The 13,865-nt window shown below is 67.5% G+C and carries 9 protein-coding genes and 1 pseudogene; 6 read left to right on the forward strand and 4 right to left on the reverse strand.

Translation table 11 applies throughout. The features are described from left to right. Positions 1–36: 36 nt before the first annotated feature. Positions 37–2,196: a polyphosphate kinase 1 gene (gene ppk1, locus VGK20_08200; GenBank protein ID HEY2774021.1), complete on the forward strand. Its 2,160-nt coding sequence runs from the start codon at positions 37–39 to the stop codon at positions 2,194–2,196. Position 2,197: 1 nt separating this feature from the next. Beyond that, positions 2,198–3,688 (forward strand): Ppx/GppA phosphatase family protein, encoded by a 1,491-nt coding sequence (locus VGK20_08205; GenBank protein HEY2774022.1) that lies wholly within the window; start codon positions 2,198–2,200, stop codon positions 3,686–3,688. 87 nt (positions 3,689–3,775) lie between these two features. Here VGK20_08205 and VGK20_08210 read toward each other — a convergent pair whose 3' ends face one another. The 3 genes from VGK20_08210 to VGK20_08220 all read right to left on the reverse strand — a co-directional run bounded on the left by VGK20_08210 (position 3,776) and on the right by VGK20_08220 (position 6,202). Further along, on the reverse strand, positions 3,776–4,375 hold the full coding sequence (locus VGK20_08210; GenBank protein ID HEY2774023.1) for a HupE/UreJ family protein: 600 nt from the start codon (positions 4,373–4,375) through the stop codon (positions 3,776–3,778). Continuing rightward, complete coding sequence (locus tag VGK20_08215; protein ID HEY2774024.1) at positions 4,372–4,971, reverse strand: HupE/UreJ family protein; 600 nt, start codon at positions 4,969–4,971, stop codon at positions 4,372–4,374. Before VGK20_08215 ends, VGK20_08210 begins: the two co-directional genes overlap by 4 nt. 133 nt (positions 4,972–5,104) lie before the next feature. Continuing rightward, positions 5,105–6,202 (reverse strand): RluA family pseudouridine synthase, encoded by a 1,098-nt coding sequence (locus tag VGK20_08220; protein ID HEY2774025.1) that lies wholly within the window; start codon positions 6,200–6,202, stop codon positions 5,105–5,107. A gap of 95 nt (positions 6,203–6,297) precedes the next feature. On the opposite strand from VGK20_08220, the gene VGK20_08225 reads away from it, so the two are divergent. Next, positions 6,298–6,885, forward strand: coding sequence for an aminodeoxychorismate/anthranilate synthase component II (locus VGK20_08225; protein ID HEY2774026.1), 588 nt, complete (start codon positions 6,298–6,300; stop codon positions 6,883–6,885). 80 nt (positions 6,886–6,965) lie between these two features. Here the strand turns inward: VGK20_08225 and VGK20_08230 are convergent, their stop codons facing one another. After that, the gene (locus VGK20_08230) at positions 6,966–8,900 is read right to left on the reverse strand and encodes a serine/threonine-protein kinase (protein ID HEY2774027.1); all 1,935 of its coding nucleotides are present in this window, start codon (positions 8,898–8,900) and stop codon (positions 6,966–6,968) included. A gap of 35 nt (positions 8,901–8,935) precedes the next feature. Here VGK20_08230 and dprA point away from each other — a divergent pair, with 35 nt between their 5' ends. The 3 genes and pseudogenes from dprA to trmFO all read left to right on the forward strand — a co-directional run bounded on the left by dprA (position 8,936) and on the right by trmFO (position 13,832). Further along, positions 8,936–10,075, forward strand: a complete 1,140-nt coding sequence (gene dprA, locus VGK20_08235) for a DNA-processing protein DprA (GenBank protein ID HEY2774028.1) — start codon at positions 8,936–8,938, stop codon at positions 10,073–10,075. A gap of 57 nt (positions 10,076–10,132) precedes the next feature. Continuing rightward, positions 10,133–12,520: a type I DNA topoisomerase gene (gene topA, locus VGK20_08240; GenBank protein ID HEY2774029.1), complete on the forward strand. Its 2,388-nt coding sequence runs from the start codon at positions 10,133–10,135 to the stop codon at positions 12,518–12,520. A gap of 4 nt (positions 12,521–12,524) precedes the next feature. Further along, a pseudogene (trmFO, locus tag VGK20_08245) lies at positions 12,525–13,832 on the forward strand (methylenetetrahydrofolate--tRNA-(uracil(54)-C(5))-methyltransferase (FADH(2)-oxidizing) TrmFO). The last annotated feature ends 33 nt before the right edge of the window (positions 13,833–13,865 follow it).

Here is a 13,865-nt window from a genome sequence, read left to right on the forward strand (position 1 = left end):
GGCCTGAGCTGCCCCATGCCCAGAGAGAATCCGAAGTTGGACGTTTCCTCCTCGCCCGCCACGCCGCGGCAGATCCCGCTGGATTCGCCCGAGGCCTTCCTTAACCGGGAGCTGAGCTGGCTCGCGTTCGCGCGGCGCGTGCTCGAGCTCGCGGGCGACCCCGAGCTTCCACTTCTGGAGCGGGTCAAGTTCCTCGGCATCCACGCGATGCTCCACGACGAGTTCTTCATGAAGAGGGTGGGTGGCCTGCTGCAGCAGGTGCGCAGGTCGGGAGCGCGCCGCTCGCCCGACGGGCGCACGCCGCACGAGGAGTTGGAAGCCTGCCGCGCCGAAGTGCGCTCCCAGCTCGAAGTGGTCTCCGCGCTGATGCTCCGCGACATTCGTCCTGCACTTCGCGAGGCCGGGCTTGCGATCCTCGACTGGGAGGAGCTCGACGAGGCGCAGCAGTCAGCGTTGCGCGAGGACTTCGAGCACACGGTGCTGCCGATCCTGACGCCGCTGGCGATCGATGCCGAGCATCCTTTCCCATTCATCTCGGGGCAGGGGCTGAATCTCGCCATCCAGTTTCCCACTGCCGGCGGACGCGAACGAGTGCTCCGCCTGAAGGTCCCGACCAACCGTTCACGCTGGGTCGCCGTGCCGGGTCCTGCGGGCTTCGTTGCGCTCGAGCAGGTGATTGCCGCGAACCTCGATCTCGTCGTTTCGGGCAGCGACACGTTCCGGCACTATTTTTTCAGCGTCACGCGCGCGGTCGAGGCCGATCCCGAGATCATCGACGACGAGGACGAAGCAGAAGCGCTGCTTCCCGGCGCGATCGTGCGCCAGGTGACGCGCGACCTGAAGGCGAGGCGTTTTGCCGGCGTTTCGGGCCTCAAGGTCAGCAGCGACATGCCCGTGGAGCTCCAGACCTGGCTCGCGCGGCAGCTCGGCCTCTCGATCGACGACGTCTACGTGACCGAGACGTTCCTCGGACTGAGCGACCTGATGTCGCTCAGGGTGCCGGACGCCGAAACCCTGCTGCTGCCGCCGTACGAGCCGGTCGATCATCCGCGCCTGCGCAGCGACGATGCCGAGCCGGGGTCGATGTTCCGCGAGATTGCACGCGGCGACATCCTGCTGCACCACCCGTACCACAGCTACGAAAGCTCGGTGGTGCGCTTCCTGCAGGAAGCAGCCGAAGATCCGCAGGTGCTGGCGCTCAAGATCACGATCTACCGCACCAGCCGCGACTCGCCGATCATCCGTGCGCTGGCCGAGGCGGCGCGCCGTGGCAAGCAGGTCGCCGTGCTCGTCGAGATCACCGCGCGCTTCGACGAAGCTCCGAATATCGCGTGGGGCCAGTTCCTCGAGCGCGAGGGCGTGCACGTTTCCTACGGCGTCGAAAAACTGAAGACCCACGTCAAGCTCGCGCTGGTCGTGAGGGACGAGGGCGGCAAGCTTCACCAGTACGTGCACATCGGCACCGGCAACTACCACGAAGGCACGGCGCGCATTTACGAGGACCTCGGCCTTCTGACTGCGGATGCGGGGCTCTGCCGCGACGTCGCGCTCCTGTTCAACCAGCTCACCGGCGCGCTCAAGCCGCGCTCCTACGGAAAGCTGATCGTCGCGCCGCAGCACATGCGCACCCGTTTCATCGAGCTGATCCGCCGCGAGGCCGAGCACGCGCGCGAAGGACGCCCGTCGGGAATCCGCGCGAAGATGAATCAGCTCCAGGACCAGGAGCTGATCCGCGAGCTTTACGAGGCGGGGCGCGCGGGCGTGCCGGTCTCGCTCGACGTGCGCGGGCTCTGCTGCATCCGTCCCGGCGTGGCAGGACTGTCCGAGAACATCCAGGTGTTCAGCATCGTCGGGCGTTTCCTCGAGCACTCGCGCCTCTACGAGTTCCGCAACGGTGGCCATCCCGAATATTTCATCGGGTCGGCCGACTGGATGAAGCGCAACCTGGACCGCCGCGTCGAGAGCATTGCGCCGGTGCTCGACCCGAAGCTGTGCCGCGAGCTCTCGGCGATCCTCGACGTGTTCGACACCGACAACTACTCGCGCTGGGACTGCAACCCCGACGGGACGTACACGCGGCGCCGCCCTACCGCCGGAGAGGCCCGCCGCGATTCCCACGAGATCTTCCTCGAGATGGCAGCCAAGCAGAAGGCAGCGCCCGCAAAGATCCGGTCGGCGCGCCGGCGCAAAGACTGAAGTGACCAGACAGCCGGTTGCAGTAATCGACGTCGGGTCGAACTCGGCGCGCATGGTCGTCTTCCGGGTCGTCAGCGGCGGCGTGCTCGAGGTGGTCGTCGACGAGCATGCGCCGCTCCAGCTCATCCGCGCAATCGGCAAGGACGGTCGCCTGAGCGACGAAGCGATGGATCGCGCAGTCGTGATGCTTCGCGACTTCCGCCAGGTCGCACTGGCGGCCGGTGCCACCGTCGTGCGGGCCTTCGGCACGGCCGCACTTCGCGAGGCCGTCAATCGCGAAGAGCTTTTCGCGAGAACCCGCCGCGAGAGCGGAGTCGAGATCCACCTGCTCGGCAGCGACGAAGAGGGGCGCGACGGCTTCCTCGGCGCCGTCTACGGCCTTCCGGTCTACAGCGGCCTCGTGTTCGATATCGGCGGCGGCAGCGTGCAGCTCATGCACTTCCGCAACCGCAAGCTGACGAAGACCTGCAGCCTGCCTCTCGGAGCGCTGCGCGTCAGCGACGAATTCCTCAAATCCGATCCGCCGACTCCTTCGCAGGTCAAGAAGCTTCGCGCCCACGTGCGCCGCCTGCTGCGTCGCGCGAAAATCGGGCTGATCGACGAGGACGACAGCGTCGTCGGCACCGGCGGCACCGTGCGCAACCTGGCCAAGGTGGACACGCGGCGCTGGAGCTACCCGATCACACGTCTTCACGGGTACAACCTCACGTACGCGCGGCTGCGCGAGCTGACGGCCGTGTTCCTCGGGCGCGATTCGAAAGGCCGCGCCGAGCTTCCCGGGCTGAACCGGCAAAGGGCGGATTCGATCGTCGGCGGCAGCATCGTCGCCGCGGCGATCCTCGACGCCTGCGGCGCCAGTCATTTTCTCGTCTCCGGGCAGGGCATGCGCGAAGGAACCGTGCTGGCCCGCACCGGCGCCGGGCTTCCGGATCCCGACAAGGTGCGCGCGGCGTCGGTGGCCGCGTTCGCGGCGCGCTTTGCCACTTGCGAGCCGCTGCGTGCGAAAAGGCGCCTGCAGATCACGCTGTCGCTGTACGACCAGCTCGAGCCGTATCCGGAGCCGACGTGGAGGGAGATGCTCGGCCACGCCGCCAATCTCTTCGATGCCGGGCGCAGCATCGACTACTACAAAATGCAGATGCACACCGCTGCGATGGTGCGCTCCAGCGGACTGGCCGGGTTCAGCCACCGCGGCATCACGCTGGTGTCCTCGATGATCGAAACGTCCGATCCCGACGGCTGGGATCCGCACATCTGCTCGCCGCCCCTCGGCGAGGACGACTACGATGCGCTCGAACGCGCCGGACTGCTCCTGTGCCTGTCGGACATCATCGAGAAGAGACGCCTGGCGCCGGCGGGCTCGCGCGTCTCGCTACGCACGACCGGCCGCGAATTCATCCTGCGCGAGCCCGGCATGACGGCGTGGAAGGAAAGCGAAGTGTCCAAGCGGTTCCGCAACGCGTTCGGCAGGGAACTGAAGATCGGACGCTGACGGCGTTCGTATTCGTGCGAGCCGGCGCGGCATTGACCGGGCTGCTACAAAAATCGTAGCGCTACGATTTTCGTAGCGTCACGGCGGTCATTTCGCCGGAGCCTTCCCCACCGTCGCCAGCGCGAGCACGAGCACCGAGCTGGCCGCGATCCACGAGCCGACCACGCGCACCGCGATGCGCGCCCACGGCGCCGCCAGCTTTCGCGAAAGACCGCCCGAATAGATCAGGCCGAGGCTCGCACCGATGGCGGTGCCGCCGAGCGTCATCAGAGTCGCGCGAAGCGTGCTCGCCTCGGGTGACGAATCGAGTGCCACGAGCAGCGCCGTCGCGAACGCGAGCGCGACGCAGGCGCTGCGCGGCAGCGGGGGCGCCAGTGCGACGGCGACGCCTTCGAGCGTCGAGAGCACGAGCAGCACGACTTCGGGAATTCCCTGGAACCCGGCTCCCGCCGCAGCAAGCCCGAGCAGGATCGCGACGAGAAAACTGCCGAGCCCGGCCTGGAAGAACTCCTCGCCGCGCTGGCCGAGAAGAAGTCCGAGCGCGACGATCGGAAGAATGTGCTGAGGCACCACCCACGGGTGCAGCACGCCCGAGTAGAAATCGCCGATGCCCTGGATCGGCGTGTGCGCCCACGCAGCCTCCGGCAGGAGGACGACGAGGCACGCGAGCACGAGCAAGCGCGTCATACGAGGTGGAACAGGAACGCGAAGCCTCCGAGCGCGATCGCGCCGCCTCCGGCGCGGACAACGATGCGGCCGGCCGGCCAGCGCACGAGAAGACCGATCCCGATGCCCGAGATGTGCAGCAGCCCGGTCGCGATGACGAAGCCGAGGCTGTAGGCGAGCGGATCGGCGGCGGCCGGAAGCTCGGTGCCGTGGGCGTGGCCGTGGAAAATCGCGAAGCTGCCGACGACGACGGCCGCGATCCACAGCGGAGGTCGAGCGGCCAGCGCGACCATCGAGCCGAGCACGATCGCCGACATCGCGATACCGACTTCGACGCCGGGAAGAGGCACTCCGGCAACGCCGAGCGCTCCGCCGAAGGCCATCACCATCGGGAACACGACAGGCAGTATCCAGATCGCCGGCTGGCCGAGGAACGCGCCCCAGAGTCCGACGGCGACCATCGCAATGACGTGGTCCGGGCCGAACAGCGGATGCATGAAACCGCTTGCGAACCCTCCGGCCGCGCCGCCGGTGCTGTGGGCCCAGGCCGGAGTCGCCAGCGACAGCGCTGCGGCAGCCCAGAGGATCGAAAGCAGGAAAGGCATTCTTGGCGACATTCGGATCGTTCTCTCCAGGTCGGCCGCGGTTGCGAGACCGGCGCGGTTCGATCTTCCTCGTTTCCGGGCGCCGAGCAACTGTGTATCCGGATGGCCGGCGGCTACGCGCGACAGGGCCTTTTCGTGCGGCCGCTCAGATCGAAGGCGGCGGTCTGCACGCAAGGGCAGATCGCGCCGCGTTGGCCCATTCCTCGCCGGCCGCAAGCGCGAAAGCCCGGCCGCACGGCTCGTGCTCCACGTCGATCGTCGTGCCCAGGCGCGGATGCTGCAGCGAGATGCGCCGGGCGTGAAGCGCGATCGGGCGTACGAGGTTGCCGAGTCGTTCGTCGGGGGCCGGCACCAGGTCCGCAGGGATCGACATCGCCGCGGCTTCGACCGCCTCGCCGTCGCGCGCGGCGAACGCATCGAGGCGGCTTCCTCCGTAAAGGACGTCGCCGGCAATCGGATGGCCGATGCTCGCCAGGTGAACGCGAAGCTGGTGGGTGCGGCCGGTCTCCGGTTCCAGCTCGACGATCGTGCGGTGCGCGAGTCGAGCCACGATGCGCCAGCGTGTGATCGCGCGCTCGCCGCCGCGCTCCTCGCGTACGATCGCGCGGCGCCAGCCGCGTGCCTCGTCGCGGCCTACCGGTGCATCGATGACGCCGTCGTCGTCACCGACACACCCGTCGACGACGGCAAGGTACCTGCGTTCGAGTCGCCCCGCTTTCTGGACGCGCACGAGCGCGGCTTTCGATACGGCTCCCTTCGCGACGACGAGAAGACCGGAGACGACGCAATCCAGGCGCTGCACCACGTGAGGACGCCACGCCGCCCACGGCTCTTGCTCACGCAGGCCCGCGCGGTGCAGCAACGCGCCCACCAGAGTGCATTCGCGATGATCGCCGAGAGGATGCACGTGAAGGCCGGCGTTTTTGTGCACGACCAGCAGATCGTCGTCCTCGTACAGCACGTCGGGAACGTGGTCCCACGGCGGATTCCAGCGGCCGCGAAGACGCAGCGATTCCAAAGCGGCGCGCTCGATCGTAATGCGATCCCCGCAAGCGACCATATCCATTGTGCGACCGACGGCGCCGGGTGTTCCGATGCGAACGCAACCCGATGTAATGAGGTTGCCGATCTCGGTGACCGGCACCGCGACGAGCCGTTCCTTCAGGTAGTCGACGAGGCGCCACGGGCGGGGAATTGCCTCGGCCACGTGGGCCTCGTGCTCGATGCTGGCGCCGCCGCGCATGGTGGTCGCAGTATCCGCAGTGGCCCGCCGTGTCGAGAGGCGGACAGCGGCGCAGCGGATGCAATCGCCGGGCCGCCGCAGTAGCATGGCCTCCCATGCTGTTGATGATCGATAACTACGATTCGTTCACCTACAACCTCGTGCAGTACCTGGGCGAGCTCGGTGCCGATGTTGAAGTGTACCGCAACGATACGATCGACATCGCGGGCATCGAAAAACTCGCGCCGTCGGGCATCGTGATCTCGCCGGGGCCGTGCACGCCGAACGAGGCCGGCATCTCGATGCCGGTGGTCGAAGCGTTCGCCGGACGCATTCCCATTCTCGGCGTCTGCCTCGGTCACCAGAGCATCGGCCAGGTCTTCGGCGGCGACGTCGTGCGCGCACCGCGCCTGATGCACGGCAAGACTTCCCCGATCCATCACGACGGGCGCGGCATCTTCCGAGGCCTGGCCAATCCGTTCATCGCGACGCGCTACCATTCGCTGATCGTCGAGAAGTCGACGCTGCCGGACGTGCTCGAAGTGAGCGCGTGGACCGACGAAGACGAAATCATGGGACTGCGTCACCGCACGCTGGCGGTCGACGGAGTGCAGTTCCATCCCGAGTCGATCCTGACCGTGGAAGGCAAGCGGCTGCTCGGCAATTTCCTCGCCTCCTTGCGGGCGCCGGCGCGCGCAGCCTGACGAGCGCGCAGTCCTCGGACAGCCTGCGCCGCCGGTGGCGCGCGATCTCCTGCAGATTGTGCGCCGGAGGGCGCTCCGCTTTACGAAAATGCGCCGAGACGCCGCGCGATGCTGCGGTTGCGGTCGCTGTCGGAGACGGCGCCCGACGCGGCGGCCCCCATCCTGCGCGCAATTGCCGGCAGGGTCTCCGCACCGAGCGCATCGGCGAGCGCCGCAAGGCTGGCGCCGATCGTCGCAGCGTCGGGTCTTAGCGCCGGATCCTTGACGAGGCAGGTCGCGACCAGATCGGCCAGCTCGCCGCAGACGCCGTCGCGGATCGCACGCACGTCGGGCGCTTCTCTTGCGACGTGGCTGATCATCACCTTGCTGGCGCCGTCGGTTTCGAACGCAAGGCGCCCGGTCAGCAGCTGGAACATCAGCACGCCCGACGAGTAGACGTCCACCTTCGAAGAGATCTCGTGCCCGAGCACCTGCTCGGGAGCCATGTACGCGGGAGTGCCGACGATGAGCCCGGTGGCCGTCTGGCTCTGCGTGTCGCGCGATACCTCGTCCATCAACTTGGCAAGGCCGAAGTCGAGCAGCTTCAGACCCGGCCCGGCCGGCGTCAGCATGACGTTGGACGGCTTGACGTCGCGGTGCACGACTCCGTGACTGTGGGCCGCAGCGAGCGCATCGCACAGGACGGCGCCGAAGCGTGCGACGTCGGCCTGGGCCCACGGCCCCGCTTGCAGCACCTCGTCGAGCGACTGCCCGGTGACGAGCTCCTGGACCTGGTAAAGCAGCCCGTTGCCGGCGATATCGACGTGGACCATGCCGACGACTGCGGGATGCGTGAACGCCGCCGCGGCGCTGGCTTCGCCGAGGAATCGCCGCATCGAATCGATGTCCATCGAGCTGTTGGTCTTGATGACCTTGATCGCGACGCGAGCGCCCGTCACGCGGTCGGTGCCGGTGTAGACGAGCCCCATTGCGCCGGCGCCGATCCGTTCACCGACCTCGAAGCGGTCCCCGATGACGTCGCCGTCGTGGAGCAGTCCTTCGTCGCCGCGCTGCAAGGCCAGCTGCGCAAGCGCCACCTGCAGCTCCGTCGAGCGTGCGCGGATCTGCGAGCGAAGCTGGGCGTTGAGCTTGTTCACTTCCTCGGCGCGGCGCACGATCTCGGCAACCTGCTCGTCGACGCGGTGTTCGAGATCGCTGTTGAGGCTCGCAAGCTCGTCGCGCTGATGCGCGATGGTGCGTCTCTGCGCGAAATCGCGACGGCGCGCGGCCGCGAGGATCGAGCCGACCAGCACGCTGCTCGTGACGACCATCGTCGCGTTGAGCATGGCGGACAGGCGCAGCGATGCGTCCGGCTGGAACGTCATCAATGCCACGGCGACGACCGCGAAGCCTATCGAGTAGACCGTGAGGCCTCGCAGGAACGGGAACGAACAGATCACGGCACTCCCGAAGCAGTAGCCGGTGAAGGCATCCATGTTCGCGAACTTGAGCTGGTCGACGCCGCTGGCGATGGCGCCGTGGGAAAGGTAGGCGGCCGCAGTCAGCGCCATGATCTGGCGGCCGACGGCGGAGCGAGGGAATCGGAACACGACCAGGATGATCGCCAGCGTCACCGGAATCGTTGCGATGTGGAGGCGGACGATGAGGTCGTGCCAGTGCACGATGCCCGGCGGCAACGAGGCGCGCTGGCTGTCGGGCACCCGGTAGATCAGCGCGTGCGCGACGTGCATCACGAGCGCCAACGGCGTCAGTGCGCGAAGCCGGCGAATTTCCTTTTCGTGGATCTCCTCGGCGAACGCGTCGCGATCTTCGGGCGCCAGACGCTCTCCGACGAGGCGGCGCCGGATGCCCTGCAGCGTCGCGCGCCATGACGACGCGAACGTATTCTGGTCGGTCGATGGAGCGGCCAGAGCCATGTCCTGCGAGAATATCACGATGCAGTGCTCGTCCCCACGCCAGCCCATGAGGCCGACGAGGAAGCGATCGCGTCCCACATCCCATGACGTTTGCGGCATTGCCGCGCACGCTGCGCAGCGGCTAAGCCTCTGCGGTGTCCGACGACGAAACGACGGCGTGGCTCGCCATCGCCCTGGCTGCCGAGGGCAGGCCCGACGGCTGGCTGCGGCTGGTCAGCGCCTTCGGCGGAGCGCTGGCCGCCGTGCGTGCCGGCGACGAGGCGCTTGCCGCAGCGGGGGCGCGGCCGGCAGCGATCGAGAAGCTGCGCGAGTCGTGGCGGGACGATGCGCCGCGGCACATGGAGCGCTGTCGCCGGCTCGGGCTGCGAATCGCTGCACTCGGCGACAGCGCCTACCCCGCGCTGCTTCGCCAGGTTCCGGATCCGCCGCTCGCATTGTTCTGGAAGGGCTGTGAGCCGTCGGCCTGCTCGCCGGCGGTGGCCGTCGTCGGGGCGAGAGCCTGCAGCGACTACGGCGAGAGGACCGCGCGAAGCCTGGGCCGGGGTCTCGCCGAAGCGGGTATCGTGGTGGTCAGTGGTCTCGCGCGAGGCATCGACGTCGCGGCCCATCGTGGTGCGCTCGAGGGCGGCCGTACCGCGGCCGTGCTGGCCGGCGGCCTCGACCGGATCTACCCGCCGGAGCACACCGGGCTCGCCTCGAACATCCTGGATCGCGGGGGCTGCCTCCTGACCGAGCAGCCGGCGGGCAGGACACCCCGCGCCTGGCTGTTCCCGTTCCGTAACCGGATCATCACCGGTCTTTGCCAGGCTACCGTCGTCGTCGAGGCCCGCTCGCGCAGCGGGTCGCTGGCCAGCGCCCGGCACGCCCTCGACCAGGGAAGGGACGTGCTGGCCGTGCCCGGACCGATCGACTCCCCGCTGTCGGAGGGGACCAACCGGCTCCTCCGCCACGGCGCCGCGCCATTTTGTGCACTGACAGATCTGGCAGGCATTCCGGGACTTCGTTCGTTGGATGAGAAAAATCGACATAAATTATCGAAAAAGAAGGTGATCTTACCCGACGACCTTTCGCCGAAAGAAGCAGTGATTATTGCCTTTCTGGATCACTCGCCGGCCACGGCCGACCAGATCTGCGCTTCGACAGCACTTGACGGCACAGAAGTTCTGGCGTTGTTAACGGCCCTCGAACTGGACGGGCATGTCCGCCGTGAGGGGCATGGCCTTTTCCGGGCCACGGTCGGGAACCGGCGACCCGGGCAATTCCATCCTTATTAGTAGCCGACCGCGCAGGCCCCAACCGTTCAGGACGGACCCCAAGCCAACCTAACTGCCATGGCAGCCAAAAACCTCGTCATCGTCGAATCCCCGGCCAAGGCCAAGACTCTGGCGCGCTACCTTGGGCGCGATTACCAGGTGCTGGCCTCCGTCGGCCATCTGGTCGACCTGCCCAAGAGCAAGCTCGGGGTAGACGTCGACCACGACTTCGAGCCCGACTACGAGGTGATCCGTGGCAAGGCCAAGGTCATCAAGGAGCTGAAGGCCGCCGCCAAGGGCAAGCAGAGCATCTACCTCGCCCCCGACCCGGACCGCGAAGGCGAGGCCATTGCGTGGCACATCCGCCAGCACGTCGTGCCCAAGGGATTCAAGGGCAAGGTGCACCGGGTACTGTTCAACGAGATCACCAAGAGCGCGGTCCAGAGCGCGATCCACCACCCCGGCGACATCGACACCAGCAAGTTCGAAGCCCAGCAGGCCCGGCGCGTCATCGATCGCCTGGTCGGCTACCAGATCAGCCCCCTGCTATGGGACAAGGTGCGCCGCGGACTTTCGGCCGGGCGAGTGCAGTCGGTGGCCGTGCGCCTTCTCGTCGAGAGGGAGCGCGAGATCCTGGGCTTCGTTGCGGTCGAGTACTGGCAGATCACGGCGTCGCTGTTTCCGGCCAATCAGCAAGGCAAGGACGAGCGCCAGCTCTTCGAAGCGAGGCTCATCGAGGTCGACGGCAAGCGCATCGAAACCAAGAACCTGCGCGCCGACGGAGCCGAAAACGGCGGCAAGGCGCTCGAGGATCGCTTCTACATTCGCGACCAGGTCCAGGCCCGCGATCTCGAAAAGCGATTCCGCGACGCGCGCGACTGGAAAGTCGGCGAGGTCAAGAGGACCGAACGGCAACGGCGCCCGGCACCGCCATTCATCACGTCGACGCTGCAGCAGGAGGCTTCGCGCAAGCACGGCTTCCAGCCGCGGCGCACGATGTCGGCCGCGCAGCGCCTCTACGAAGGCATCGATCTCGGCACCGAAGGGACGACGGGACTGATCACGTACATGCGCACCGACTCGACGCGCGTCGCGGCCGATGCGCAGGTCGCAGCGCTCCAGTACGTGCGGGACACGTACGGCGATGCGTTCGCACCGTCCACGCCCAACGTCTACCGCACCAAGAAGAGCGCGCAGGACGCGCACGAGGCAATCCGGCCCACATCGCTGGAGTTCCCGCCCGACAGGGTGCGCGAGTTCCTGCCGGCCGACGAGTTTCGCGTCTATACGCTGGTGTGGAACCGCTTCCTGGCCAGCCAGATGAGCCCGGCCGTCTACGACCAGACCAGTGTCGATATCCACGCGGCAGGCGGAAAGTTCCGCGCCACTGGCCAGATCCTTCGCTTCGCCGGCTTCCTGCGCGTCTACGAGGAAGGCCGCGACGCACCGGACGAGAACGACGACTCGGGCTCGCTGCCGGATCTTTCCGAGGACCAGGCGCTGGCGCTCGAGAAGCTGGCGGCCAGCCAGCATTTCACGCAGCCTCCGCCGCGCTTCACGCAGGCGACGCTGATCCGCGAACTCGAAGAGCGGGGCATCGGACGTCCGTCCACGTACGCGACGATCATGTCGACGATCATCGGCCGCGAGTACGTGCGCCAGGACGAGCAGCGCCGCCTCGTGCCGACCGAGCTCGGCGCGCTGGTGACCGACCTTCTCGTCGAGTCCTTCCCCGACATCCTCAATGCCGAGTTCACGGCCGAGCTGGAGGACAAGCTCGACGACGTCGAGGATGGAAAGAGCGACTGGCTCGACGCCACGCGCAACTTCTACAAGCCGTTCCGCGCCGACCTCGACCGCGCCAAGATCGAGATGCGCGACGTCAAGCGCGAGGTGGTCGAGACCGACCTGCCGTGCCCGAAGTGCGGCAAGACCCTGGTCATCAAGTGGGGTCGCAACGGCGAGTTCGCCGCATGCCCCGGTTTCCCCGACTGCAAGTTCACCGGCAACTTCACGCGCCGCGACGACGGGTCGATCGTGCTCGACGCGCCAGAGGAAACCGACGAGGTCTGCGAGAAGTGCGGCTCGGCGATGGCGTACAAGTTCTCCAAGTTCGGGCGCTTCCTCGGCTGCTCCGCCTACCCGGAGTGCAAGAACATCAAGTCGGCCAACACGCCGGTGCCTCTCGGCATCACGTGCCCGAAGGAGCTCGGCGGGTGCGGCGAAGGAGACCTGGTCCAGAAGGTCTCCAGGCGCGGCAAGATCTTCTACAGCTGCAACCGCTACCCGACGTGCAAGTTCGCGCTGTGGGACCGGCCGATCCAAACGCCTTGTCCGGAGTGCGAAGCGCCGCTGGTGGTCGAAAAGACGACCAAGCGCGCCGGCACCGTGCGCCGCTGCGTGCGCGAGGGTTGCACCTACTCCGAAGCCACCGACGAAGGACCACTGCTGCAGGAGCAGGCGTAACCTCTTGGCCGCGCCGCGCATCACCGTCGTCGGCGGCGGCCTGGCAGGCTGCGAGGCGACCTGGCAGATCGCGCGCGCCGGCCTGGCGGTCGATCTGTGGGAAATGCGCCCGCTGGTCAGCACCGAGGCGCACCAGAGCTCGCTGCTCGCGGAGCTCGTCTGCTCGAACTCGCTGCGCGAAGACTCCGAGCGCACCGCCGTCGGCATCCTCAAGCGCGAGATGCGCTCTGTCGGGTCGCTTGTCATGACCGTGGCCGACGCGACGCGGGTTCCGGCCGGATCGGCGCTTGCGGTCGACCGCGTTCGTTTCGCCGAGCAGATCACGGCGGCCATCGAGGCGTTGCCGTCGGTACGCATCCATCGCGGCGAATCGAAGACAATCCCGGACGGCGAGATCGTGATCATCGCGACCGGGCCGCTCACTTCGTCGTCGCTGTCGCAGGAGCTGGCACGCTTCGTCGGCGAGGAGCACCTGTACTTCTACGACGCGATTTCGCCGATCCTCACGGCCGATTCGATCGACATGAACGTGGCGTTCCGCGCGGCGCGCTGGGGCCGCGGCGGCGACGACTACATCAACTGCCCGCTCGACCGCGGCTGCTACGAGCGGTTCGTCGACGAAATCCTCGCGGCCGAAAAGATGCCGCTCAAGAGTTTCGAGCGCTGCGTGCACTTCGAGGGCTGCATGCCTGTCGAAGAGATCGCAAGGCGAGGACGCGACACGCTCGCGTTCGGGCCGATGCGTCCCGTCGGTCTCATCGATCCTCGCACCGGACGGCGCGCGCATGCCGTCGTGCAGCTTCGCCAGGACGACCGCGAAGGTCGCCTGTTCAGCATGGTCGGATTCCAGACCAAGATGACGTACCCGGAGCAGCGCCGCGTCTTCCGGATGATCCCGGCCCTCGAAAATGCCGAGTTCGTGCGCCTCGGCAGCCTGCACCGCAACACGTTCCTCAACTCCCCGAAGGCGCTGAGGCCGACGCTCGAGACGCTTGCGCGACCGGGCCTGATGCTGGCGGGCCAGCTCACCGGCGTCGAAGGCTACGTCGAATCGGCGGCAACGGGGCTTCTCGCGGGAATCAATGCCGCGCGGCTGGCGTCGGGCGCAGAAATGATCACACCGCCGCCGACGACTTCGCTCGGCTCGCTGCTCGCGTACATCACCGACCGCGGCCGCCGCGATTTCCAGCCGATGAACGCGAACTACGGCCTTTTCGTGCCGCTCGAAGAGAACGCGGCCGGACGGCGAATTCCCAAGGGCGACCGCAGGGAAGCGATGGCCGCGCGCGCCGCCGCCGACTGGGAACGCTGGTCGCGCGAGCAAGATCTTGCAGTGCAGCTTTGC

The organism is Candidatus Binatia bacterium (genome assembly GCA_036493895.1).
Taxonomy (GTDB): domain Bacteria; phylum Desulfobacterota; class Binatia; order UBA1149; family CAITLU01; genus DATNBU01.

Coding starts and splice junctions, on each gene's coding strand:
- VGK20_08210 (HEY2774023.1), bottom strand. CDS start 4,375: ATGACGCGCTTGCTCGTGCTCGCGTGCCTCGTCGTCCTCCTGCCGGAG.
- VGK20_08215 (HEY2774024.1), bottom strand. CDS start 4,971: ATGTCGCCAAGAATGCCTTTCCTGCTTTCGATCCTCTGGGCTGCCGCA.
- VGK20_08220 (HEY2774025.1), bottom strand. CDS start 6,202: ATGCGCGGCGGCGCCAGCATCGAGCACGAGGCCCACGTGGCCGAGGCA.
- VGK20_08225 (HEY2774026.1), top strand. CDS start 6,298: ATGCTGTTGATGATCGATAACTACGATTCGTTCACCTACAACCTCGTG.
- VGK20_08230 (HEY2774027.1), bottom strand. CDS start 8,900: ATGCCGCAAACGTCATGGGATGTGGGACGCGATCGCTTCCTCGTCGGC.
- topA (HEY2774029.1), top strand. CDS start 10,133: ATGGCAGCCAAAAACCTCGTCATCGTCGAATCCCCGGCCAAGGCCAAG.